This is a genomic window from Mesorhizobium sp. B2-6-1 (assembly GCF_006440475.1).
GTDB lineage: Bacteria > Pseudomonadota > Alphaproteobacteria > Rhizobiales > Rhizobiaceae > Mesorhizobium.
The window spans coordinates 254922-276409 of record NZ_VFUH01000005.1 but is presented as its reverse complement, the minus strand read 5'-3'; the positions used below and the strand labels follow the sequence as shown (position 1 = coordinate 276409).

General features: G+C 63.4%; 20 protein-coding genes. 16 read left to right on the top strand and 4 right to left on the bottom strand.

All coding sequences use genetic code 11. The features are described from left to right. Window positions 1-18 precede the first annotated feature (18 nt). The 6 genes from FJ443_RS13865 (at window position 19) to FJ443_RS13840 (ending at window position 5661) form a co-directional block, all read left to right on the top strand. A complete protein-coding gene (locus FJ443_RS13865) occupies window positions 19-1413 on the top strand; it encodes a pyruvate dehydrogenase complex dihydrolipoamide acetyltransferase (RefSeq protein ID WP_140664487.1) in 1395 nt (464 codons plus the stop codon). A gap of 123 nt (window positions 1414-1536) precedes the next feature. Further along, complete coding sequence (locus tag FJ443_RS13860) at window positions 1537-2172, top strand: SGNH/GDSL hydrolase family protein (protein WP_140557256.1); 636 nt, start codon at window positions 1537-1539, stop codon at window positions 2170-2172. 15 nt (window positions 2173-2187) lie between these two features. Further along, on the top strand, window positions 2188-3633 hold the full coding sequence (gene lpdA / locus FJ443_RS13855) for a dihydrolipoyl dehydrogenase (RefSeq protein WP_140557255.1): 1446 nt from the start codon (window positions 2188-2190) through the stop codon (window positions 3631-3633). Window positions 3634-3732: 99 nt separating this feature from the next. Beyond that, window positions 3733-3990 carry a GlsB/YeaQ/YmgE family stress response membrane protein gene (locus tag FJ443_RS13850; protein ID WP_140498561.1) on the top strand — a complete coding sequence of 86 codons (258 nt, stop codon included), beginning with the start codon at window positions 3733-3735 and terminating at the stop codon, window positions 3988-3990. A gap of 135 nt (window positions 3991-4125) precedes the next feature. Continuing rightward, window positions 4126-5091: a lipoyl synthase gene (gene lipA / locus FJ443_RS13845; RefSeq protein WP_140664485.1), complete on the top strand. Its 966-nt coding sequence runs from the start codon at window positions 4126-4128 to the stop codon at window positions 5089-5091. A 114-nt stretch (window positions 5092-5205) separates the two neighbouring features. Continuing rightward, complete coding sequence (locus FJ443_RS13840) at window positions 5206-5661, top strand: type II toxin-antitoxin system RatA family toxin (RefSeq protein ID WP_140664484.1); 456 nt, start codon at window positions 5206-5208, stop codon at window positions 5659-5661. On the opposite strand, the gene FJ443_RS13835 is transcribed toward FJ443_RS13840, so the two are convergent. Together FJ443_RS13835 and FJ443_RS13830 are read right to left on the bottom strand one after the other, a co-directional pair. Then, window positions 5640-6146: a CinA family protein gene (locus FJ443_RS13835; protein ID WP_140664482.1), complete on the bottom strand. Its 507-nt coding sequence runs from the start codon at window positions 6144-6146 to the stop codon at window positions 5640-5642. The two genes, FJ443_RS13840 and FJ443_RS13835, sit on opposite strands and share 22 nt — an antisense overlap. Next, complete coding sequence (locus FJ443_RS13830) at window positions 6143-7372, bottom strand: bifunctional 2-C-methyl-D-erythritol 4-phosphate cytidylyltransferase/2-C-methyl-D-erythritol 2,4-cyclodiphosphate synthase (RefSeq protein WP_140664481.1); 1230 nt, start codon at window positions 7370-7372, stop codon at window positions 6143-6145. The genes FJ443_RS13835 and FJ443_RS13830 overlap by 4 nt, the downstream gene beginning before the upstream one ends. Window positions 7373-7611: 239 nt before the next feature. Between FJ443_RS13830 and dusB the strand changes: the two genes are divergently transcribed. The 8 genes from dusB (at window position 7612) to hflX (ending at window position 17825) form a co-directional block, all read left to right on the top strand. Beyond that, complete coding sequence (gene dusB / locus FJ443_RS13825; protein ID WP_140664479.1) at window positions 7612-8634, top strand: tRNA dihydrouridine synthase DusB; 1023 nt, start codon at window positions 7612-7614, stop codon at window positions 8632-8634. Beyond that, window positions 8631-9773, top strand: a complete 1143-nt coding sequence (locus tag FJ443_RS13820; protein ID WP_140658221.1) for a nitrogen regulation protein NR(II) — start codon at window positions 8631-8633, stop codon at window positions 9771-9773. Before dusB ends, FJ443_RS13820 begins: the two co-directional genes overlap by 4 nt. After that, complete coding sequence (gene ntrC / locus FJ443_RS13815; RefSeq protein WP_140498568.1) at window positions 9770-11230, top strand: nitrogen regulation protein NR(I); 1461 nt, start codon at window positions 9770-9772, stop codon at window positions 11228-11230. Before FJ443_RS13820 ends, ntrC begins: the two co-directional genes overlap by 4 nt. A gap of 130 nt (window positions 11231-11360) precedes the next feature. Further along, the gene (locus FJ443_RS13810) at window positions 11361-13646 is read left to right on the top strand and encodes a PAS domain-containing sensor histidine kinase (protein WP_181165348.1); all 2286 of its coding nucleotides are present in this window, start codon (window positions 11361-11363) and stop codon (window positions 13644-13646) included. Continuing rightward, complete coding sequence (locus FJ443_RS13805) at window positions 13636-14997, top strand: sigma-54 dependent transcriptional regulator (protein ID WP_140498569.1); 1362 nt, start codon at window positions 13636-13638, stop codon at window positions 14995-14997. The genes FJ443_RS13810 and FJ443_RS13805 overlap by 11 nt, the downstream gene beginning before the upstream one ends. A gap of 184 nt (window positions 14998-15181) precedes the next feature. Next, a complete protein-coding gene (locus tag FJ443_RS13800) occupies window positions 15182-16045 on the top strand; it encodes a D-amino-acid transaminase (protein WP_140564573.1) in 864 nt (287 codons plus the stop codon). Between the two features lie 145 nt (window positions 16046-16190). After that, window positions 16191-16436: an RNA chaperone Hfq gene (hfq, locus tag FJ443_RS13795; protein ID WP_006202172.1), complete on the top strand. Its 246-nt coding sequence runs from the start codon at window positions 16191-16193 to the stop codon at window positions 16434-16436. Then, a complete protein-coding gene (gene hflX, locus FJ443_RS13790) occupies window positions 16437-17825 on the top strand; it encodes a GTPase HflX (RefSeq protein ID WP_140664477.1) in 1389 nt (462 codons plus the stop codon). Window positions 17826-17886: 61 nt separating this feature from the next. On the opposite strand, the gene mazG is transcribed toward hflX, so the two are convergent. Together mazG and FJ443_RS13780 are read right to left on the bottom strand one after the other, a co-directional pair. Then, window positions 17887-18711 carry a nucleoside triphosphate pyrophosphohydrolase gene (mazG, locus tag FJ443_RS13785; protein WP_140584645.1) on the bottom strand — a complete coding sequence of 275 codons (825 nt, stop codon included), beginning with the start codon at window positions 18709-18711 and terminating at the stop codon, window positions 17887-17889. Between the two features lie 89 nt (window positions 18712-18800). After that, on the bottom strand, window positions 18801-19985 hold the full coding sequence (locus FJ443_RS13780) for an amino acid aminotransferase (RefSeq protein ID WP_140498574.1): 1185 nt from the start codon (window positions 19983-19985) through the stop codon (window positions 18801-18803). A gap of 205 nt (window positions 19986-20190) precedes the next feature. Between FJ443_RS13780 and FJ443_RS13775 the strand changes: the two genes are divergently transcribed. Beyond that, on the top strand, window positions 20191-20712 hold the full coding sequence (locus FJ443_RS13775) for a sigma-70 family RNA polymerase sigma factor (protein ID WP_246671044.1): 522 nt from the start codon (window positions 20191-20193) through the stop codon (window positions 20710-20712). Continuing rightward, window positions 20709-21479 (top strand): anti-sigma factor, encoded by a 771-nt coding sequence (locus FJ443_RS13770; protein ID WP_140664474.1) that lies wholly within the window; start codon window positions 20709-20711, stop codon window positions 21477-21479. The genes FJ443_RS13775 and FJ443_RS13770 overlap by 4 nt, the downstream gene beginning before the upstream one ends. Window positions 21480-21488: the final 9 nt, after the last annotated feature.

Sequence of the window (21488 nt, the reverse complement as noted above, 5' to 3'; positions counted from 1 at the left end):
ACCGGGCGGGAGGACACAATGCCAATCAACATCACCATGCCGGCCCTCTCGCCCACCATGGAAGAGGGCAATCTGTCGAAGTGGCTCGTGAAGGAGGGCGACAAGGTTTCGCCCGGCGATGTCATTGCCGAGATCGAGACCGACAAGGCGACGATGGAAGTCGAAGCCGTCGATGAGGGCACGGTGGCGAAACTGGTCGTTCCCGCCGGCACCGAAGGCGTCAAGGTCAATGCGCTGATCGCCGTGCTTGCCGCCGAGGGTGAGGACGCAAGTGCCGCCGCGAAAAGCGGTGGCGATGCCGCACCGGCGAAAGCGGAGCCTCCCAAGGCTGAGACATCGAAGACCGAGACTCCCACCTCTCCGTCCGATGGGGGAGGTCGCGCCGCGGGTGAACCCACCGCCGCGCCCCCCACCCCGGCCGGAAGGCCTGCCGACCCTCCCCACAAGGGGGAGGGTGAAGGGCGCACCTTTGCTTCGCCGCTCGCGCGCCGTATTGCCAAAGAGGCGGGCGTCGATGTGTCTGCCGTGACCGGCACCGGCCCGCATGGCCGGGTGGTGAGGGCCGATGTCGATGCCGCCATAGCCGGCGGCGGCGCCAAGGCGGCACCCGCTGCCAAAGCTCCGGCTGGCGCGCCGGCCGCTGCTCCCGCGCCGGTAAAGGCGATGTCGGACGATCAGGTGCTGCGCCTGTTCGAGGAAGGCTCCTACGAGCTGGTGCCGCACGACAATATGCGCAAGACCATCGCGCGGCGGCTGGTCGAGGCCAAGACCACCATCCCGCATTTCTACCTGACGCTCGACTGCGAGCTCGATGCGCTGCTTTCGCTGCGCACGCAGCTCAATGCGGCCGCACCGGTAAAGAAGACCGACAAGGGCGAGGCGCCCGCCTACAAGCTCTCGGTCAACGACATGGTGATCAAGGCGATGGCCATGGCCTTGAAGGCGGTGCCGGATGCCAATGCCTCGTGGACCGAAAGCGCCATGGTCAAGCACAGGCATGCCGATGTCGGCGTTGCCGTCTCGATCCCCGGCGGCCTGATCACGCCGATCATTCGCAAGGCGGATGAAAAGACGCTGTCGGTGATCTCCAACGAGATGAAGGACCTGGCCAGCCGCGCGCGCAGTCGCAAGCTGAAGCCGGAAGAGTATCAAGGCGGCACCACGGCGGTGTCGAACCTTGGCATGTTCGGCATCAAGGATTTCGCCGCCGTCATCAACCCGCCGCATGCGACGATCCTGGCGGTGGGTGCCGGCGAGGAGCGGGCGGTGGTCAAGAACGGCGAGATCAGAATCGCCACGGTGATGTCGGTGACGCTGTCGACCGACCATCGCGCCGTCGACGGAGCGCTTGGCGCCGAACTGCTGGTAGCCTTCAAGAAGCTGATCGAGAACCCGATGGGCATGCTGGTGTAGGAAGAACAAGGCGGTGCGGAAATTCTTCACCGGCCTCTTCGCCGGCGGCTTGGAGGCGCAGGAATTCGCCGTCGTCACCAATGCCGAGGAAGAATACTCCCTCGCAAGGGCGGGTTGAGCAAGATGAAGACGGTTCTTTGCTACGGCGACTCGCTGACCTGGGGCTACAATGCCGAGGGTGGCCGCCATGCGCTTGAGGATCGCTGGCCAAGCGTGCTGCAGGCTGGGCTCGGTGACGGCGTGCATGTCATTGCCGAGGGGCTAAATGGCCGCACAACGGCGTTCGACGATCACCTGGCAGGCGCCGACCGCAATGGCGCAAGAACGCTGCCGACGGTGCTGACCACGCATGCGCCGATCGACGTCATCGTCATCATGCTCGGCGCCAACGACATGAAGCCCTGGATCCACGGCAATCCCGTTGCGGCCAAACAAGGCATCCAGCGCCTGATCGACATCGTGCGCGGCCACGACTATCCGTTCGACTGGCCGCCGCCGCAGATCCTCATCGTCTCGCCGCCTCTCGTCAGTCGCACCGAAGATGCCGAGTTCAAGGCGATGTTTGCCGGCGGCGACGATGCCTCCAAAGAGCTTGCGCCGCAATATTCCACGCTTGCCGATGAGGCTGGCTGCGGCTTCTTCGATGCCGGCACGGTGGCCAAGACCACGCCGCTCGACGGCGTCCATCTCGATGCCGAAAATACGCGAAACATCGGCGAGGCGTTGACGCCGCTCATGCGCGTCATGCTGGAATTGTGATTGAAGGAGAAAACCGTGGCTGAGAACTACGACGTCATCATCATCGGCTCCGGTCCCGGCGGCTATGTCACGGCAGTGCGTTCCGCGCAGCTCGGTTTCAAGACGGCGATCGTCGAGCGCGAGCATCTCGGCGGCATTTGCCTGAACTGGGGCTGCATTCCGACCAAGGCGTTGCTGCGTTCGGCCGAGATCATGCATTATTCGGATCATCTGAAGGACTATGGACTGAAGCTCAACGGCAAGGTCAGCGTCGACACGTCGGCCGTCGTCGACCGCTCGCGCAAGGTTTCGCTGCGGCTCAATGGCGGCGTCGCCTTCCTGATGAAGAAGAACAAGGTCGACGTCATCTGGGGCGAGGCCAAGCTGACAAAACCGGGCGAGATCGTCGTCTCCAAGACGGCCAAGAAGCCGATGGAGCCGCAGCCGCCTGTGCCGAAAGGCGTCAAGGGCGAGGGCACCTACACCGCCAAGCACATCATACTGGCGACCGGCGCCCGGCCGCGGGCGCTGCCGGGCATCGAGCCGGACGGCAAGCTGATCTGGACCTATTTCGAGGCCATGGTGCCCAAGGAAATGCCGAAGTCGCTGCTGGTGATGGGTTCGGGCGCCATCGGCATCGAATTCGCCTCGTTCTACCGCACCATGGGCGCCGACGTGACCGTCGTCGAACTGCTGCCGGCCGTGATGCCGGTCGAGGACGCCGAGGTGTCGAAATTCGCCCAGAAGCAGTTCGAGAAGCAGGGCATGAAAATCATTCTCGAAGCCAAGGTAACCAAGGTCGAGAAAGGCGCCAACTCGATCACCGCGCATGTCGAGATGAAGGACGGCAAGGTGGAGAAGATCACGGCCGATCGCATGATCTCGGCCGTCGGCGTGCAAGGCAATATCGAGGGCCTCGGCCTGGAGACGCTTGGCGTGAAGACGGAGCGCGGCTGCGTCGTCGTCGACGGCTACGGTAAGACCAATGTGTCCGGCATCTACGCCATCGGCGATGTCGCCGGCCCGCCGATGCTCGCCCACAAGGCCGAGCATGAAGGCGTCGTCTGCGTCGAGAAGATCGCCAATTTCCCCGGCGTGCACGCCACCGACAAGCTGAAGATCCCTGGCTGCACCTATTGCAATCCGCAGGTCGCTTCGGTCGGCCTGACAGAAGCGAAAGCCAAGGCCGAGGGCAAGGATGTCAGGGTCGGCCGCTTCCAGTTCGCCGCCAATGGCAAGGCCATCGCGCTCGGCGAGGACCAGGGCTTCATCAAGACCATCTTCGACAAGAACACCGGCCAACTGCTTGGCGCCCACATGGTGGGCGCCGAAGTGACCGAACTGATCCAGGGTTTTGTCGTTGCGATGAACCTCGAGACGACCGAGGAAGAACTGATGCACACGATCTTCCCGCACCCGACGCTGTCGGAGATGATGAAGGAAAGCGTACTCGACGCCTATGGCCGTGCGTTGAACGCATGATAGATTGGCCGCACGAGACTCAGATGCGAAAGCCGCAGGAGCTCGACGGCAAGTTAGTTCGGTTCCGGATGCGTTTTTTCTCAAGCAAGGAGAGGGCATATGGACGTGAATGGCGTGGGCTGGATCGCAGCCATCATCATCGGCGGCCTGGCGGGCTGGTTTGCCGAAATGGTCATGAAGAGCAATACCGGCGTCTTGATGAACATCATCTTGGGCATTGCCGGCGCAGTGGTGCTGAACGCGATCCTGCGAGCCTTGAACATCGGCGTGTTTGGCGTCGGCTGGACCGCCTACCTGATCACCGGTTTCATCGGCGCCTGCCTGCTGATCTGGGCCGGACGTCTGGTGCGCCGTTAGTCGGTATCGTTTCCGCCATGCGAAAACGGTTGTGGCGGCATGTACCGCCGCAGCCTTTTTCTTTGTGCTGAAAAGTCCTAGATGACGTGTAAGTGACGATCGCCGGCGGCGATCGCAAAGAAAACCAGGGTTCCGATGGTCACCGTCCTCGACACGATCGCCAATGCGCCGCGGCTGCGGCATCCGGAGAAGGCGCACAAGCCCGACCAGGACGTGCTGCGCAAGCCTGACTGGATCCGCGTCAAGGCGCCTGCGTCGAAAGGCTATGCCGAAACCCGCGAGATCGTGAAATCGCACAAGCTGGTGACGGTCTGCGAGGAGGCCGGCTGCCCGAACATCGGCGAGTGCTGGGACAAGAAGCACGCCACCTTCATGATCATGGGCGAGATCTGCACACGTGCCTGCGCCTTCTGCAACGTCGCCACCGGCATCCCGACCGCGCTCGACCCGGACGAGCCGGCACGGGTCGCCCACGCGGTCAAGCAGATGGGCCTCAGCCACGTCGTCATCACCTCTGTCGACCGCGACGACCTCGCTGATGGCGGCGCGCAGCATTTCGCCGACGTCATCCGTGCGATCCGCGCAGCGACGCCCTCGACCACGATCGAGATCCTGACGCCTGATTTCCTACGCAAGGACGGCGCCCTGGAGATCGTCGTGGCCGCCAAGCCGGACGTGTTCAATCACAATTTGGAAACCGTGCCGTCGAACTACCTGACGGTCCGGCCAGGCGCCCGCTATTTCCATTCGATCAGGCTTTTGCAGCGGGTCAAGGAGCTCGACCCTTCGATTTTTACCAAGTCCGGCATCATGGTTGGGCTGGGCGAGGAGCGAAACGAAATCCTGCAGCTGATGGACGATCTGCGTTCAGCCAATGTCGACTTCATGACCATAGGCCAGTATCTGCAGCCATCGAAAAAGCACCACCCGGTGATCCGCTTCGTCACCCCGGAGGAGTTCAAGTCCTTCGAGACGATCGGCCGGACCAAGGGCTTCCTGCTGGTGGCGTCGAGCCCGCTGACCCGCTCCTCGCACCATGCCGGCGACGACTTCGCCAGGCTGCGCGCCGCGCGCGAAGCGCAGCTCCAGAAATCGCTCTGATGCATGTCGCCCAAAAGTGACCTCGGGTTTGGGAGAACGACATGCACGAAAACAAAGACTCTAAAGCGCGTCGCATGAGTCTGTGTCGACGCGACGCGCTTTAGAGCCGGGTTCATGCCGAAATTCGAAGCCACCCGCCGCGTTTCCTACACGCCGGAACAGATGTTCGCCTTGGTCGCCGACATCGAAGCCTATCCGCAATTCCTGCCGCTTTGCGAGGCACTGACGGTGCGCTCGCGCAAGGAGCGTGACGGGCGCACTATCCTCGTCGCCGATATGAGCATCGGCTACAAGGCGATCCGCGAGACCTTCACGACGCAGGTGCTGCTGAAGCCCGACGAGCGTGCGATCGACGTCAAGTACATCGACGGTCCGTTCAAATATCTGACCAATGTCTGGCGATTCGACCCTGCCGACGGCGGCTGCGCGGTCTGCTTCTTCATCGACTACGAGTTCAAGAGCCGCATTCTGGGCGCCCTGATGGGCACGATGTTCGACCGTGCCTTCCGTATGTTTTCCGAGGCCTTCGAGAAGCGTGCTGATGTCATCTACGGTGCAAAACCGGCGTGAGCATGCCCAAGCGCGTGCAATCCCAGCTTGAGTGCATGGCTGACGGTCTCCTGGCGAATGAAATCACGGCCTTCATCGGCGAACAGCACGCGCTCGGCCGTCACCGGCCGGCCGCTTAGGCCAATCCCGAACCAGACCAGGCCGACCGGTTTTTCCGGCGAGCCGCCGCCCGGTCCGGCAACGCCGGTAACGGCGAGGCTGAGCCCGGCACGGGAGCGCGCCAGCGCGCCGGTTGCCATTTCGATCGCTGTCACGCGTGAAACCGCGCCATGAGCCTCCAGCGTGGCGGCGGAAACCCCGAGCATGTCCATCTTGGCTTCATTGGAATAGGTGATGAAGCCGCGATCGACCACGGCGGAAGAGCCGGCGATATCGGTCAGCGCGGCGATGATCATGCCGCCGGTGCAGCTTTCCGCCGTCGCAAGCATAATGCCGCGCTTCTGGCAGGCTTGCAGCAATGCATTTGCCAGTTCGCTGTTGCTCATTCCGGCACCTCGCCGGGAAACACCACGCTCGCCGTGGCGATCGCCGCAATGCCTTCCTCGCGGCCGACGAAACCGAGCTTCTCGTTGGTTGTCGCCTTGATGGAGATACGGTCGGCAGAGATGGCCAGCACCTGCGACAGGGCAGCCGTCATCGCCTCGCGATGTGGGCCGACGCGTGGCGCCTCGCAGATCAGCGTGATGTCGGCATTGGCGATGCGGCCGCCGCGCGCGCGCACCAGCTTTGCCGCATGTTCCACGAATATCCGGGAGGCAGTACCCTTCCACTGCGGGTCGGAGGGTGGGAAATGCGTGCCGATATCGCCGGCGCCGCAGGTCGCCAGCAGCGCATCGGTAAGGGCATGGAGCCCGACATCGGCGTCGGAATGGCCGGACAGTTTCTTGTCATGCGGGATGGCGATGCCGCATAGCGTGACGTGGTCGCCGGGCTCGAACGCGTGGACGTCGTAGCCATTGCCGGTTCTGATATCGGGAAAGCGCATGCGCTCGCTGGAAAGTCGTTGGTCCGCCATGGCGATGTCCCGTGCCCAGGTGAGTTTGACGTTGTCCGGCGAGCCGGGAACGAGTTTGACCGGCATCTGCATCCACTCGGCGATCGCGGCGTCGTCGGTAAAGTCGGTTTTGCCGCTGTTATAGGCTTCCTCATGCATGGCCATAATCGCCAGGAATGGGAAACCCTGCGGCGTTTGCGCTGCGTGAAGCCCGCTCCGGGAAACCGTTTCGGCGACCATCCCGGCGGTGGATTCGCGTTTCAGCGTGTCGGCGACGGGCAACGCCGGGAGCGCGCCCTCGCGCTCGCCGATGGCTGCGATCGTGCGGTCGATCAGGTCCGCGTCGACGAAGGGGCGCGCCGCGTCGTGGATGAGAACCTTGTCCGGTGCGTGGCTTCTCAACGCCTGCAGTCCGAGTCGAACCGAGTCTTGCCTGGTGGGGCCACCCGCAATTGCCGTGACGCGATTGGAGTGTGCGCCGACGGCATGTCGAAAAAGTTCGTGATCCTCGGCGTGTATTGCCACGACGAGCGGGCCGATACGCGGATGCGCCAGGAAAATATCGATGACGTGGGCGATGACGGCGCGACCGCCGATCTGCTGATATTGCTTCGGGCCATCGGCCTGTCCGGCACGCGCGCCGCGGCCGGCCGCAACAATAACCACCGCGACCTTGCCGTTGGCCTCCAAAGCCTGATTTTCGCTCGCGTCAGTCATGCCGATTGGCTTAGCGCACGATCCCCAAAAGTGTAATCGGTTTTCGGAGAGATTGTAGGCCGAACAGGAAGCCCTAAAACGTCCATTGCGTGTTCGTGCAAGGCGCGGCGCTTTGCTCGGGACTGCAGCCGAGCTCGGCATTTCCCAATTGCGCCGTAATGTGGCGTCATTCCGCGTTGCACATTGCGGCCGATATGGCTAGAGAATGTGCAGCAAATGAACATGCTTGGTTTTTGTGCATGCTTGACCTGACCAAATTGACCGCACCTCTCGACGTCGGCGGCGTGAGTATCCGCAATCGCGTGTTCCTCGCGCCGATGTCGGGAATTACCGACGAGCCGTTCCGGCGACGCGCCCATGCGCATGGCGCCGGCCTGGTCGTATCCGAAATGGTGGCAAGCGGCGAGCTCGCCAAAGGCAGGGCCGGATGCGACCTGCGCATACGTCATTCGGGCCTGCCCGTCCATATGGTGCAGCTTGCCGGCCGCGAGGCGGCACACATGGCCGAAGGCGCGCGCATCGCCGCCGGCGAGGGCGCCGACGTCATCGACATCAATATGGGTTGCCCCGCCAAGAAGGTGACCGGTGGCTATGCCGGCTCGGCACTGATGCAGGACCTCGATCATGCACTGTCGCTGGTCGACGCCGTGGTGGGAGCGGTCGGCGTGCCGGTGACGCTGAAGATGCGGCTCGGCTGGGACGAGAATGCGCTCAACGCGCCCGACCTGGCGCGCCGTGCCGAGCAGGCGGGCGTCAAGATGGTGACGGTGCACGGCCGTACGCGCTGCCAGTTCTATCAGGGCAATGCTGATTGGCGTGCCATAGCCCGCGTCAAGGCTGCCGTGTCGATCCCGGTCGTCGCCAATGGCGATGTGTCTTCGCCTGCGCAAGCAGCCGCTGTTCTGGAGCAATCCGGCGCCGATGCGGTGATGGTGGGCCGCGCCCACTACGGCGCGCCCTGGGTCGCCGGAACCATCGCGGCCGCGGCGGCAGGCGAGCTTGCCCGGCTACCGGAAAGCGCTGCGGAACTGACCGACTACATCATTGCCCACTACGAGGACATGCTGGCGCTCTACGGCGTCGAAAGCGGCCTGCGCCAGGCGCGCAAGCACCTCGGCTGGTATCTGGACCGCCATGCCGGCGCCCTTGCCGGCGAAAGGCGCAAGGCCATTCTCACGTCTTTCGACCCCGCGCGGACGATTATCTTGCTTCGCGACGTGTTTTCGGCCGCCGAGCAAGCACCCAGGCGGAGCGCCGCATGAACGCCTCCGTCGGCCAGGGCCCGGAAATGGCGGATGCCGCCCAGATCGTGCTCAACACCATCCGCCGTCCGGTCATCATGATCAGCCCGGAGGGGTTCATCACCTTCGCCAATGCCGATGCGGAGGACTTCTTCCGCTCGAGCGCGACGATGCTCGCCCGCAACACGCTGTCAAAGCTCATTCCCTTCGGCAGCCCGTTGCTGACGCTGGTCGACCAGGTGCGCGAGCGCCGGGCCCCCGTCAACGAGTACCGGGTCGACGTGTCGTCTCCGCGTCTCGGCATCGAGAAGGTGGTCGATCTCTATGTCGCCCCGGTGCCGGAGTTTCCAGGCTCCGTCGTGGTGATGTTCCAGGAACGGTCGATGGCCGACAAGATCGACCGGCAGATGACGCACCGCGGCGCGGCGCGCTCGGTGACCGGTCTGGCGGCGATGCTGGCTCACGAGATCAAGAACCCGCTCTCCGGCATCAGGGGCGCTGCCCAGCTGCTTGAACTGTCCGCTTCAGACGAAGATCGCGCGCTGACGCGGCTGATCACCGACGAGACCGATCGCATCGTGTCGCTGGTCGATCGCATGGAGGTGTTTTCCGACGAGCGGCCGATCGACCGCTATCCCGTCAACATCCATGTCGTGCTCGACCATGTGAAGGCGATCGCCAAGAACGGTTTTGCGAAAAAAATCAAGATATTGGAGGACTATGATCCTTCATTGCCTCCGGTCTTCGCCAACCGCGACCAACTCATCCAGGTGTTCCTAAACCTGGTCAAGAACGCCGCCGAGGCGATCGGCGGCGATCCCCAAGGTGAAATCGTCCTGTCGACGGCCTTCCGGCCGGGCATTCGCGTTTCGGTTCCAGGCACTCAGGATCGCGTGTCGCTGCCGCTCGAGTTCTGCGTGCGCGACAACGGTTCCGGCGTCTCGGAGGATATCCTGCCGATCCTGTTCGATCCCTTCATCACCACCAAGCCGAACGGCTCGGGACTGGGCCTCGCGCTGGTGGCCAAGATCGTCGGCGAGCATGGCGGCATCATCGAATGCGAATCGACGCCGCGCGCGACAATGTTCCGCATCCTGATGCCGGCCTGGAAGGAAACGGCGCTCGGCACCGATGAAGACGCTGAAGGAGACCGCAAATGACCGTTCGCGGCAATATTCTCGTCGCCGACGACGATGCGGCGATCCGTACGGTCCTCAACCAGGCCCTTTCGCGTGTCGGCCATGAGGTGCGCGTGACCTCCAATGCCTCGACGCTGTGGCGCTGGGTGGCGGCGGGCGAGGGCGATCTCGTCATCACCGACGTGGTGATGCCGGACGAGAACGCATTCGACATGCTGCCGCGCATCAAGAAAGCTCGGCCGGAGCTGCCCGTCATCGTCATGAGCGCCCAGAATACGTTCATGACGGCGATCCGTGCCTCCGAGACCGGCGCCTACGAATATCTGCCGAAGCCGTTCGATCTCACCGAGCTCCTCAACATCGTCAACCGGGCGCTGTCGGAGCCGCGGCGCCCCAAGATCGACGCGCGGCCAGAAGAGCAGCCCGAGACGATGCCGCTGGTCGGCCGCTCGGCCGCCATGCAGGACATCTATCGCATGCTGGCGCGCATGATGCAGACCGACCTGACGGTGATGATTTCGGGCGAATCGGGCACCGGCAAGGAGCTGGTGGCGCGTGCGCTGCACGAATATGGCCGCCGCCGTGGCGGCCCTTTCGTTGCCATCAACATGGCGGCCATCCCGCGCGACCTGATCGAATCGGAACTGTTCGGCCATGAGAAGGGCGCCTTCACCGGTGCGCAGAACCGCTCAACCGGCCGCTTCGAACAGGCCGAAGGTGGCACGCTGTTCCTTGACGAGATCGGCGACATGCCGATGGAAGCGCAGACGCGCCTGCTGCGCGTGCTTCAGCAGGGCGAATACACGACCGTCGGCGGCCGCACGCCGATCAAGACCGACGTGCGCATCGTCGCCGCCACCAACAAGGATTTGCGCACGCTGATCAACCAGGGGCTCTTCCGCGAGGATCTTTTCTATCGCCTCAATGTCGTGCCCCTCAGGCTCCCGGCACTGCGCGAGCGCTCCGAGGACGTGCCGGACCTCGTCCGGCACTTCTTCAAGCTCGGCGAGATGGAGGGTCTCCAGACCAAGCGTATCTCGTCGGGCGGCATCGAATTGATGAAGCGCTATCCCTGGCCGGGCAATGTGCGCGAACTGGAAAACCTGGTCCGCAGGCTCGCCGCGCTCTATTCACAGGACGAGATTTCCTCCGAGATCATCGAGGCGGAACTCAAGACCGGCGAGCGTCCCGTGGTGCCGGGCGGCGGCAACCTCATTCCCGACGACCTGTCCATCGGCCAGGCGGTCGAGCATTTCCTGCAGCGCTATTTCACCTCGTTTGCCGGCGAATTGCCGCCTGCCGGCCTCTACCAGCGCATTCTCTCGGAGGTCGAATATCCGCTGGTGCTGGCCTCGATGACCGCGACGCGCGGCAACCAGATCAAAGCCGCGGAACTGCTGGGGCTGAACCGCAACACGCTGCGCAAGAAGATTCGCGAACTCGGCGTCAACGTCTACAAATCGTCACGCCAGGCCTGAGCCGGGATAGAGCCGAAGCGCTTTTTCCGGGGGACTGTCCGCGAAAGATTTCCGTCCAGGCCACACTTGTTGCATAATCGCCACAATGCGTTGCATAGATCCGACGCAATCACTGGCTCTAGACGGCGACATGGCTTCGCAGGCTCCGACACCGAACGAACCGCTTTTCAACGACCCCGGCACGCGTGACGGGCGCCGGCTGCTGGCGCTGCCCGGCGTGGTGGCGGTCGTCGGTGCGCTGGTCATGGCGGCCATTTCGTTCGCGATCCTGGTCGGCGCGACGCCGATTGCGCCCGACGCCAGGACAACCTGGGCGTTGATCGCGCTCAACGCCATCTTCGTCCTGTTGCTGATCGCACTGATCGGCCGGGAGGTGCATCGCATCGTCATGGCGCGCCGGCATGGCAAGGCAGCCTCGCGGCTGCATGTGCGCATCGTGGCCATGTTCGCGCTCGTCGCCGCCATCCCCGCCATCATGGTGGCGATCATTGCGTCGATCACGCTCGATATCGGTCTCGACCGCTGGTTTGAGATTCGCACCAAGACGATCGTCAATTCGTCGCTTTCCATCGCCGATGCCTATGTGCAGGAAAACGCGCGCAACCTGCAGGGCACGACGCTGTCGATGGCCTATGACCTCGACGCGTCGCGCACGCTTTACGGCCTCGACCGAACTGGCTTCCTCGATCTGATGAGCAAGGAGGCGGTGGGCCGCTCGCTGGCGCATGCCGCGCTGATCAAGCCCGACGGCTCCTTCGTGATGAGCGCCAAGACCGATGCCGACTTCGCCATGCCGGAACCGCCGGAGGGAGCGGTCGCCAGCGCCACCGACGGCAAGCCGGTTCTGATCGAGCCGCGCACGCGCAACATCATGGGCGCCATCGTCAAGCTGCGTGAGATCGAGGGGCTCTACCTCTACACGATCCGGCTGGTCGATCCCGAGGTGATAAAGGCGCGCCAGATCGTCAGATCGAACACCGACGAATATCGCAATCTCGAAGACAACAGGCGCACTTCGCAGGTGGCTTTCGCGTTGCCTTATCTGTCGTTGACTTTGATTATCATCCTGTCGGCAATCTGGACCGGCATTGCCGTGGCCGACCGGCTGGTGCGGCCGATTCGTCAGCTCATCGGCGCTGCCGACGAGGTCGCGACCGGCAATCTCGACGTCGCCGTGCCGGTGCGCCCGTCCGACGGCGACGTTGCCTCGCTCGGCAATACTTTCAACAAGATGCTGCAGGAATTGAAATCGCAGCGCAACGAGATCCTGTCGGCCAAGGATCTGATCGACGAGCGACGGCGCTTTTCGGAAGCGGTGCTGGCCGGTGTCACCGCCGGCGTCATCGGCGTTGACCCCTATGGCATTATCACCATCGTGAACCGCTCGGCCGAGTCCATGCTGGCCATTTCGGCCAGTGCGGCGCTCGGGCAGAACCTTTCCGCCATTCTCCCGCATGTCGGCCGCGTCTTCGAGATCGGCCGCCAATCGGGCAAGCCCGTCTATCGCGAGCAGGTGACGTTTTTCCGCGCCGGCACGGAGCGGACTTTCAACGTGCAGATCACCATCGAGGCCGGCGATAACGGCACGGAGGAGAAATCCTACGTCGTCACGGTCGATGACATCACCGATCTGGTCCAGGCGCAGCGCTCCTCTGCCTGGGCCGATGTGGCGCGCCGCATCGCCCATGAGATCAAGAACCCGCTGACGCCGATCCAGCTTTCAGCCGAGCGCATCAAGCGCCGCTACGGCAAGGTCATCACTGAGGACCGCGAGGTGTTCGACCAGTGCACCGACACCATCATCCGGCAGGTCGAGGATATTGGTCGCATGGTCGACGAATTCTCCGCTTTCGCGCGCATGCCGAAGCCCGAGATGAAGTCCATAGACCTGCGTGAATCCCTGCGCGAGGCCTCCTTCCTGGTCGAGGTGAGCCGTTCCGACATCACGTTCGAGCGCATATTCGGCAACGAACCGCTCAAGGGTACTTTCGACAGCCGCTTGTTGGCGCAGGCTTTCGGCAACGTGATCAAGAACGCTGCCGAAGCGATCGACGGGCTGGAACAGAAGGACGGTTCGCACGGCATAATCCGGATTCAAGCCGGACGTCAGAATGGCGCGATTCGCATCGACGTCATCGACAATGGCAAAGGCCTGCCGCGGGAGAATCGTCAGCGGCTGTTGGAGCCCTACATGACCACGCGTGAGAAGGGCACGGGCCTCGGTCTCGCCATCGTCAAGAAGATCGTGGAGGACCATGGCGGCAGGCTGGAGCTCCACGATGCGCCTGCGGATTTCCATGGCGGGCGCGGCGCGATGATCAGCATCATCCTGCCACCTGCGGCCGTGGCGCCAGCGCGCGGCGAAAGCAGGATGGAACACGAAAGAGAAACTGAAAAGGTCGGTAATGGCGTCTGATATTCTGATCGTCGATGACGAGGAAGACATCCGTGAGCTCGTCGCAGGCATACTGAGCGACGAAGGTCACGAAACCCGCACGGCATCCGATGCCGACACCGCGCTGGCAGCCATCGCCGACCGAGCGCCGCGGCTGATTTTCCTCGACATCTGGTTGCAGGGTTCGCGCCTGGACGGCCTGGCTTTGCTGGACGAGATCAAGACCATGCACCCCAACCTGCCGGTGGTGATGATTTCGGGCCATGGCAACATCGAAACCGCGGTCTCCGCCATCAGACGCGGCGCTTATGACTTCATCGAGAAGCCCTTCAAGGCGGACAGGCTGATTCTGATTGCCGAGCGTGCGCTGGAAACCTCCAAGCTGAGGCGCGAGGTTTCCGATCTCAAGCTGCGCAGCGGCGAGACCTTCGACCTGATCGGCATGTCGTCGGCGATGAGCCAGTTGCGCCAGACCATCGAGCGCGTCGCGCCGACCAACAGCCGCGTCATGATCATTGGCCCCTCCGGATCTGGCAAGGAGCTGGCCGCGCGCGCCATCCACACGCTGTCGGCGCGCAAGAGCGCGCCTTTCGTGACGCTGAGCGCCGCCAACATCACGCCCGAACGCATGGAGATCGAACTGTTCGGCACCGAATCGAACGGCGTCGAGCGAAAGGTCGGCGCCCTGGAGGAAGCCCATCGCGGCATCCTCTACATCGATGAGGTGGCCGACATGCCGCGCGAGACGCAGAACAAGATCCTGCGTGTGCTGGTCGAACAGCAGTTCGAGCGCGTCGGTGGCACCAAACGGGTCAAGGTCGATGTCCGCATCATCTCCTCGACGTCGCAGAACCTGGAGGCGATGATCGCCGATGGCCGTTTCCGCGAGGATCTTTACCATCGCCTTGCGGTGGTACCGGTGACGGTGCCGGGACTTGCCGAGCGGCGCGAGGACATTCCTTATCTCGTTGACAATTTCATGAAGCAGATCGCCCGTCAGGCCGGAATCAAGCCGCGCCGCATCGGCGATGACGCCATGGCGGTGCTGCAGGCGCACAATTGGCCAGGCAATGTTCGCCAATTGCGCAACAATGTCGAACGGCTGATGATTCTGGCGCGCGGCGACAATGTCGATGCGCCGATCACCGCCGACCTGTTGCCGTCCGAAATCGGCGATGTCATGCCCCGCACGCCGAACCAGTCGGACCAGCACATCATGGCGCTGCCGCTGCGCGAGGCGCGCGAACAATTCGAGAAGGACTATCTGATCGCCCAGATCAACCGGTTCGGCGGCAACATCTCGAAAACGGCCGAGTTCATCGGCATGGAGCGTTCCGCGCTGCACCGCAAGCTGAAGTCGCTCGGCGTCTGACCTGATATCTTGAGCGGTTCGACGTTTGATGCATTGCCGGCCCGGTTCGATACCTTGCTCAAGCAGTTCCGGCCGGAAAATCGTTACACGCTTTCTGGAGTTGCTTCAGTGGCCCACGCGATTATCCATCACTGTTGAGGCGGAATCGCCTAAACAAGCCGAAGCAGATCCCCCGAGGTGACAAATGCCGCGTACTGCCTATGTGAACGGGCGCTACACCGCTCATGCCGATGCCGCTGTGCATATCGAAGACCGTGGCTACCAGTTCGCCGACGGCGTTTACGAGGTCTGCGAAGTGGCGCGCGGCTTCATCGTGGACATGCCGCGTCACCTCGCCCGGCTGAACCGTTCGCTGAGCGAGCTGTCGATCGGCTGGCCGGTCACCCCAGGCGTCCTGCCGCTCATCATGCGCGAAGTGGTCAATCGCAACCATGTCGTCAACGGCCTGGTTTACGTCCAGGTCACACGCGGCGTCGCCAGCCGCGACTTCGCCTTCCCCTCGGCTGATACCAGGCCGTCGCTGGTGATCACCGCCAGGAAGCTGGATCCCGCTGCTGGAGCCAAGCGGGCCGAGACCGGTATCGCCGTCATCACCGTGCCCGAGAATCGCTGGGATCGCGTCGACATCAAGAGCACCGGCCTGCTAGCCAATGTGTTAGCCAAGCAGAAGGCCAAGGAAGCTGGCGCGCAGGAAGCCTGGTTCGTGGATACGGACGGCAACGTCAAGGAAGGCGGGTCGTCGAATGCCTGGATCGTCACCAGGGACGGCGTTCTGGTCACCAGGCCCGCCGAGCACGGTATTCTGCGCGGCATAACCCGCACCACCATGTTTGAAGTGGCGGCCAAGCTCGGACTCAAGATCGAGGAACGCGGTTTTTCCGTCGCCGAGGCCAAGGCGGCGAGGGAGGCTTTCATCAGTTCCGCGACCACGATCGCCATGCCGGTCGTGGCCATAGACGGCGACCCGATCGCCAACGGCCACCCCGGCTCGATAACACTTTCGTTGCGGCAAGCCTTTTTTGACATTGCGGAAAAAAGTCCAGCCTGATAACCGCACAGGTGGAATGAACATCAATATATCTCGTTCTGCTTGTCGTTACTGACGACAAGACGGTGTTTGCGCGCTTGACATGTGCTGGTTAATTTGGCGCATTGGCCTGCAAACCGAAGGGGATCGGCGAAAGACAAGAACAATGGCGGAACGATCGCAAAACCTTCAGGACCTGTTCCTGAACTCTGTTCGCAAGAGCAAGAACCCGCTCACCATCTTTCTCATCAACGGCGTGAAGCTGACCGGCGTCGTCACTTCATTCGACAATTTCTGCGTCCTGCTGCGCCGCGACGGCCACTCCCAGCTCGTCTACAAGCACGCCATTTCCACGATCATGCCGAGCCAGCCGGTTCAGATGTTCGATGGCGAGGAAAGCCAGGGCGCCTGATTGGCACGTGAGAAGGACCCGGACCGCAGCGTTCGCGGAAAATCAGCACATCAGCCGGGGACGGAGGCCGAGGGTCCGACCCGGGCAGTTGTCATCGTGCCGGTGCTTACCCGCCAGCCGCGCGGCGAGGACGACACCAACCGTCCGCGGCTGACGCGCTCAGCCGAGGCCCGTCACGACGAGGCGGTCGGTCTTGCCCGCGCCATCGATCTCGATCTGATCCACACGGCCGTGGTTACCGTCAACGATCCACGTCCGGCGACCTTGCTCGGCAGCGGCAAGGTCGAGGAGTTGGCGGAGATCGTCAAGGAAGGGCATGCGGAGGTGGTCATCGTCGATCATCCGCTGACGCCGGTGCAGCAGCGCAACCTCGAGAAGGAATTCAACGCCAAGGTGCTGGACCGCACCGGGCTGATCCTCGAGATCTTTGGCGAGCGCGCCCGCACCAAGGAAGGCACGCTGCAGGTCGAGCTTGCCCATCTCAACTACCAGAAGGGCCGGCTGGTGCGCAGTTGGACCCACCTCGAGCGCCAGCGCGGCGGCGCCGGCTTCCTCGGCGGCCCCGGTGAAACCCAGATCGAATCGGACCGGCGCGTCCTGCAGGACAAGATCGTCAAGCTGAAGCACGAGCTGGAGACGGTACGCCGCACCCGCGACCTGCATCGTGCCAAGCGCAAGAAGGTGCCGTTTCCGGTGGTGGCCATCGTCGGCTACACCAATGCCGGCAAGTCGACGCTGTTCAACAAGCTGACCGGGGCAGGGGTGCTGGCGCAGGACATGCTGTTCGCCACGCTCGATCCGACGCTGCGCCGCGTGCGGCTGCCGCACGGCACGCCGATCATCCTCTCGGATACGGTCGGCTTCATCTCGGACCTGCCGACGCATCTCATCGCGGCTTTCCGCGCCACGCTTGAAGAGGTGGTCGAGGCGGATCTCGTCATCCATTTGCGCGACATTTCCGACCCCGATACCGCAGCCCAGGCTGAGGACGTCGAGCGCATCCTGGCCGATCTCGGCGTCGACGCTAGCGACGCCAAGCGGGTCATCGAAGTCTGGAACAAGGTCGACCTGCTCGATGAAGGCAATCGCGCACGGCTGCTTGCCGAGAGTACGGACGCCAAGGCGCCGCCCGTCGCCATATCGGCCGTCACGGGCGAAGGCATTGACGCGCTGAACGCGATTATCGAGACACGCATGTCCGGCGAGCTTGAGGATCTGACGGTGACGATCGGGCCGGCGCAGTTCGGCCTTGTCGACTGGCTTTACCGCAATGGCGATGTTGTTTCGCGAACCGACAATGACGACGGCAGCGCCACCATCTCCCTCAAGGCCACGCAAAGTGCCCGCGAAGAGATCGAAAGCAGATTGCGTCGCAAGAACAACGGCTGAAGGGATTCCAGGAAAAACGCTGGGCGTTATTCCGCCCGAGGCTGCGTGATGACGAAGAGCTCTACTTCGTGCCTTTTGCTTCCTGCCAGAGCGCTTCCATTTCGTCCAGATCAGCCTTTTCCAGCGAGCTGCCGGATTTCTCCAGGGCCTGCTCGACATAGTGGAAGCGCGAACGGAATTTCTCGTTGGTGCCGCTGAGCGCTGCTTCCGAATCGAGCTTCAGGTGACGGCCGAGATTCACGACGGCAAACAGCATATCGCCGAATTCATCCTTGATCTCCGCGGTTTGGCCTTTGGCCAGCGCCTCGCGCAATTCGCCGATCTCTTCCTCGATCTTGTCGAGGATCGGCGCTGCCTCGCTCCAGTCGAAACCGACGCGGGCGGCCTTCTCCTGAAGCTTCAATGCCCGCGTCAGTGCGGGCAGGGCGACCGGCACGCTGTCCAGAAACCCCTTGCCGTTGTCTTCCGGGTCGAGTCCGCGCGCGAGACGGGCGCTACGCTTCTCGGTCTTCTCTTGTGCCTTGATCTTCTCCCACATGCCCTTGGCCATGCCGGCACTGCGGGCCTGTTCGTCGCCGAAGACGTGTGGATGGCGGCGGATCATCTTCGTGGTGATGGCCTGGACCACGTCGCCGAAAGCGAACTCGCCGGCTTCCTCAGCCATCCGCGCGTGGTACACGACCTGCAAAAGGAGATCGCCGAGTTCGTCGCGCAGATCGTCGAGATCGCCGCGCGCGATGGCGTCGGCCACCTCATAGGCCTCCTCGATCGTGTAAGGCGCGATGGTCGAGAAATCCTGTTCGATATCCCACGGACAGCCTGTCTTTGGCGCACGCAGCGCCGCCATGATTTCGATCAGGCGCGAAATGTCTTTCGATGGCTTCATGCGGCGGATGCTATCGCGCGGTCCGCCGCGCGGCCAATGCTGTCGGCGAGCGAAGCGGGCTTGTCCACAGTTGCGCCGAACAAGTCCGGTCAGTCGAGCACGGAAACGATCGCCTTGGCGAGCTTGTCCATGCCGTCTTCCGGCAGGCCGGCGACATTGATGCGGCTGTCGCCGACCATGTAGACGCCATATTCCGCGCGCAGCCGTTCGACCTGCGCTTCCGTGAGCCCAAGCCGGGAAAACATGCCGCGATGGCTGGCGACGAAATCGAAGCGGTCGGAATTGGACTGCCGGCGCAGCGCCTCGGCGAATTGCACCCGAAGCCTGAGCATGCGCAGGCGCATCTCCTCAAGCTCGGCTTCCCAGTCCGCGCGCAAGACCGCGTCCTCGAGCACGATGCGCACTGCCGCTGCGCCGTGGTCCGGCGGCATCGAATACATGGCACGAGCCGCCGACAGCATCTGGCCCAGCGCCACGTCGGCCTGCGCGCTGTCCCTGGCCAGGATCATCGCCGCGCCGACACGGTCGCGGTAGACGGCGAAGTTCTTCGAGCAGCTGGACGCGACGACCATTTCCGGAACTTTTTCGGCCAGCAGCCGCAGTCCGCCGGCATCGGCCTCGAGGCCATCGCCAAAGCCCTGATAGGCAATGTCGACAAACGGCAGCAGGCCGCGCTCGACGACGAGATCGGTGACAGCGGCCCACTGCGCGATGTCCAGATTGGCGCCGGTCGGGTTGTGGCAGCAGCCATGCAGCAGCACCACGTCGCCGCCCTTCGCCGTGCGCAGTGCTGCCAGCATGTCGTCGAAGCGAACGGCGCCCGATGTCGCGTCGAAATAGGGATATTCACGGATTTGCAGCCCGGCGGCGCGCATCACTGGCATGTGGTTCGGCCAGGTGGGATCGGACAACCAGACCGTCGCATCGGCGCGGGTTCGCTTCAAAAGCTCGGCCACCAGCCGCAACGCGCCGGAGCCGCCCGGCGCCTGCGCGGCACGGATCCGCGTCATGTCTGCGTCCGCACCGAAGGCGAGCCTGGCCATCACGGTATTGAACCCGGTGTCGCCGGCGAGGCCGAGATAAGTCTTGGTGTCCTGACCCTGCAGCAGCCGCTTCTCCGCCTCGCGCACGGCCCGCATGACCGGCGTCTTGCCGTCGCGATCCTTGTAGACGCCGACACCGAGGTCGACCTTGTCGGGTCGAGGATCGGCACGATAGAGGCCGATTAGGGCAAGGATCTTGTCGGCGGCAGCCGGCTGAAGGTTTTCAAACATCTGCATGGTTCCGTTGGCGCGGCGGAGTGATACGCAAATCGAACCCCTTGCACCAGCGGTTTTAACTCGCGCCAGCCTGAATCGCATGGCCTGGCATCGCTGCGAGCTACCTCCGCGGCTGCATATCTGCGGCGTTTCGCGAAAAAATCTGCAGGGCCGGGATTAAAACCCCCACATGTTCCGTAAACAGGGCATGAAACGGTCGATGCCACGCTTCGATATCGTCGGACAACTCGGTTCGCTCAGGCGTTACGCGCGCTCGCTGACGCGCGACGGTGCCGATGCCGAGGATCTCGTGCATGACGCTCTTGTGCGCGCCTATGAGCGGCGCGGCACCTTCCGCTCGGGCGGAAATTTGCGCGCCTGGCTGCTGTCCATCGTCCACAACACGTTCGTCGACCGCATGCGCTCGCGACGCTCTGAAGCAGCGCGCATCGAACAGGCTGGATACCTTGCGGATGGCAGCGCGCCGGCGCCGCAGGAGCATTCGGTGCGCCTGGGCCAGGTGCGCGATGCTTTTTTCAGCCTGCCCGAAGAACAGCGCTCGGCCCTGCATCTCGTCGCCATTGAGGGCCTTTCCTACAGCCAGGCGGCCGATGCCAGCGGCGTGCCACTCGGAACACTGATGTCGCGCATCGGTAGGGCGCGCGCCGCGCTTCGGAAGATGGAGGAGGGGGCTCCGACGAAGGCGAAAAATCACCTCAGGATTGTTGGAGGCCCGTCATGACAGGAACTATCGACCCCGTGACGGACGCTGATCTCGACGCCTATGTCGACGATCAGCTCGACGTCTCGCGCCGTATCGAAGTCGAGGCCTTCCTCTCCGCCCGGCCGGAAGAGGCCGCGCGTGTGATGTCGGATCTCAGGATGCGGGACGAACTGCGCGTGGCGCTGGCCGGATCAGGCATGGCGAGGCCGGTGACGACCGATGCCGCGCGGCGCCTGGAGAGGGGACTTGCCCGGGGCCGCATCTTCGGCGTCTTGCAACGTGCCGCGGCGGTGGCCGCTTTCGTCGCTGCCGGCTGGCTGGCTAACGGCATCGTCGGGCCGATGTCTGTGACCAGGGTCGTCGCCTCGCCGCAGCCGCCCGCCTATGTCGACGAGGCGGTGCGCGCGCACAGGACGACCCTTGTGCGTGAAAGCATGTCTTCGCAGGCCGAGGCGCCAAACTACAATGCCGGCGAAATCCGCGCGGCGACGGCCATCGTCATGCCGTCCTTGCCCAAGGACTGGAAGGTCCGCGACGTGCAGGTCTATCCATCGCGCTTCGGCCCCAGCGTCGAGATGGCGGTCGAGACCAAGGAGATGGGCCTGGTGTCGCTGTTCGCGATACGGCCGGGAACCTTCGACGTGGTCAAGCCGACCGTCGCGCCCTCGGGCGACATTTCCTCGGCCTATTTCCAGATCGGCGAGGTCGCTTATGCGGTGGTCGCGCAAAGCCAGGTCCGCGACCTCGACCGCGCCGCCGAGACGCTTGCGAGAACGCTTTACTGATCCGTTCAC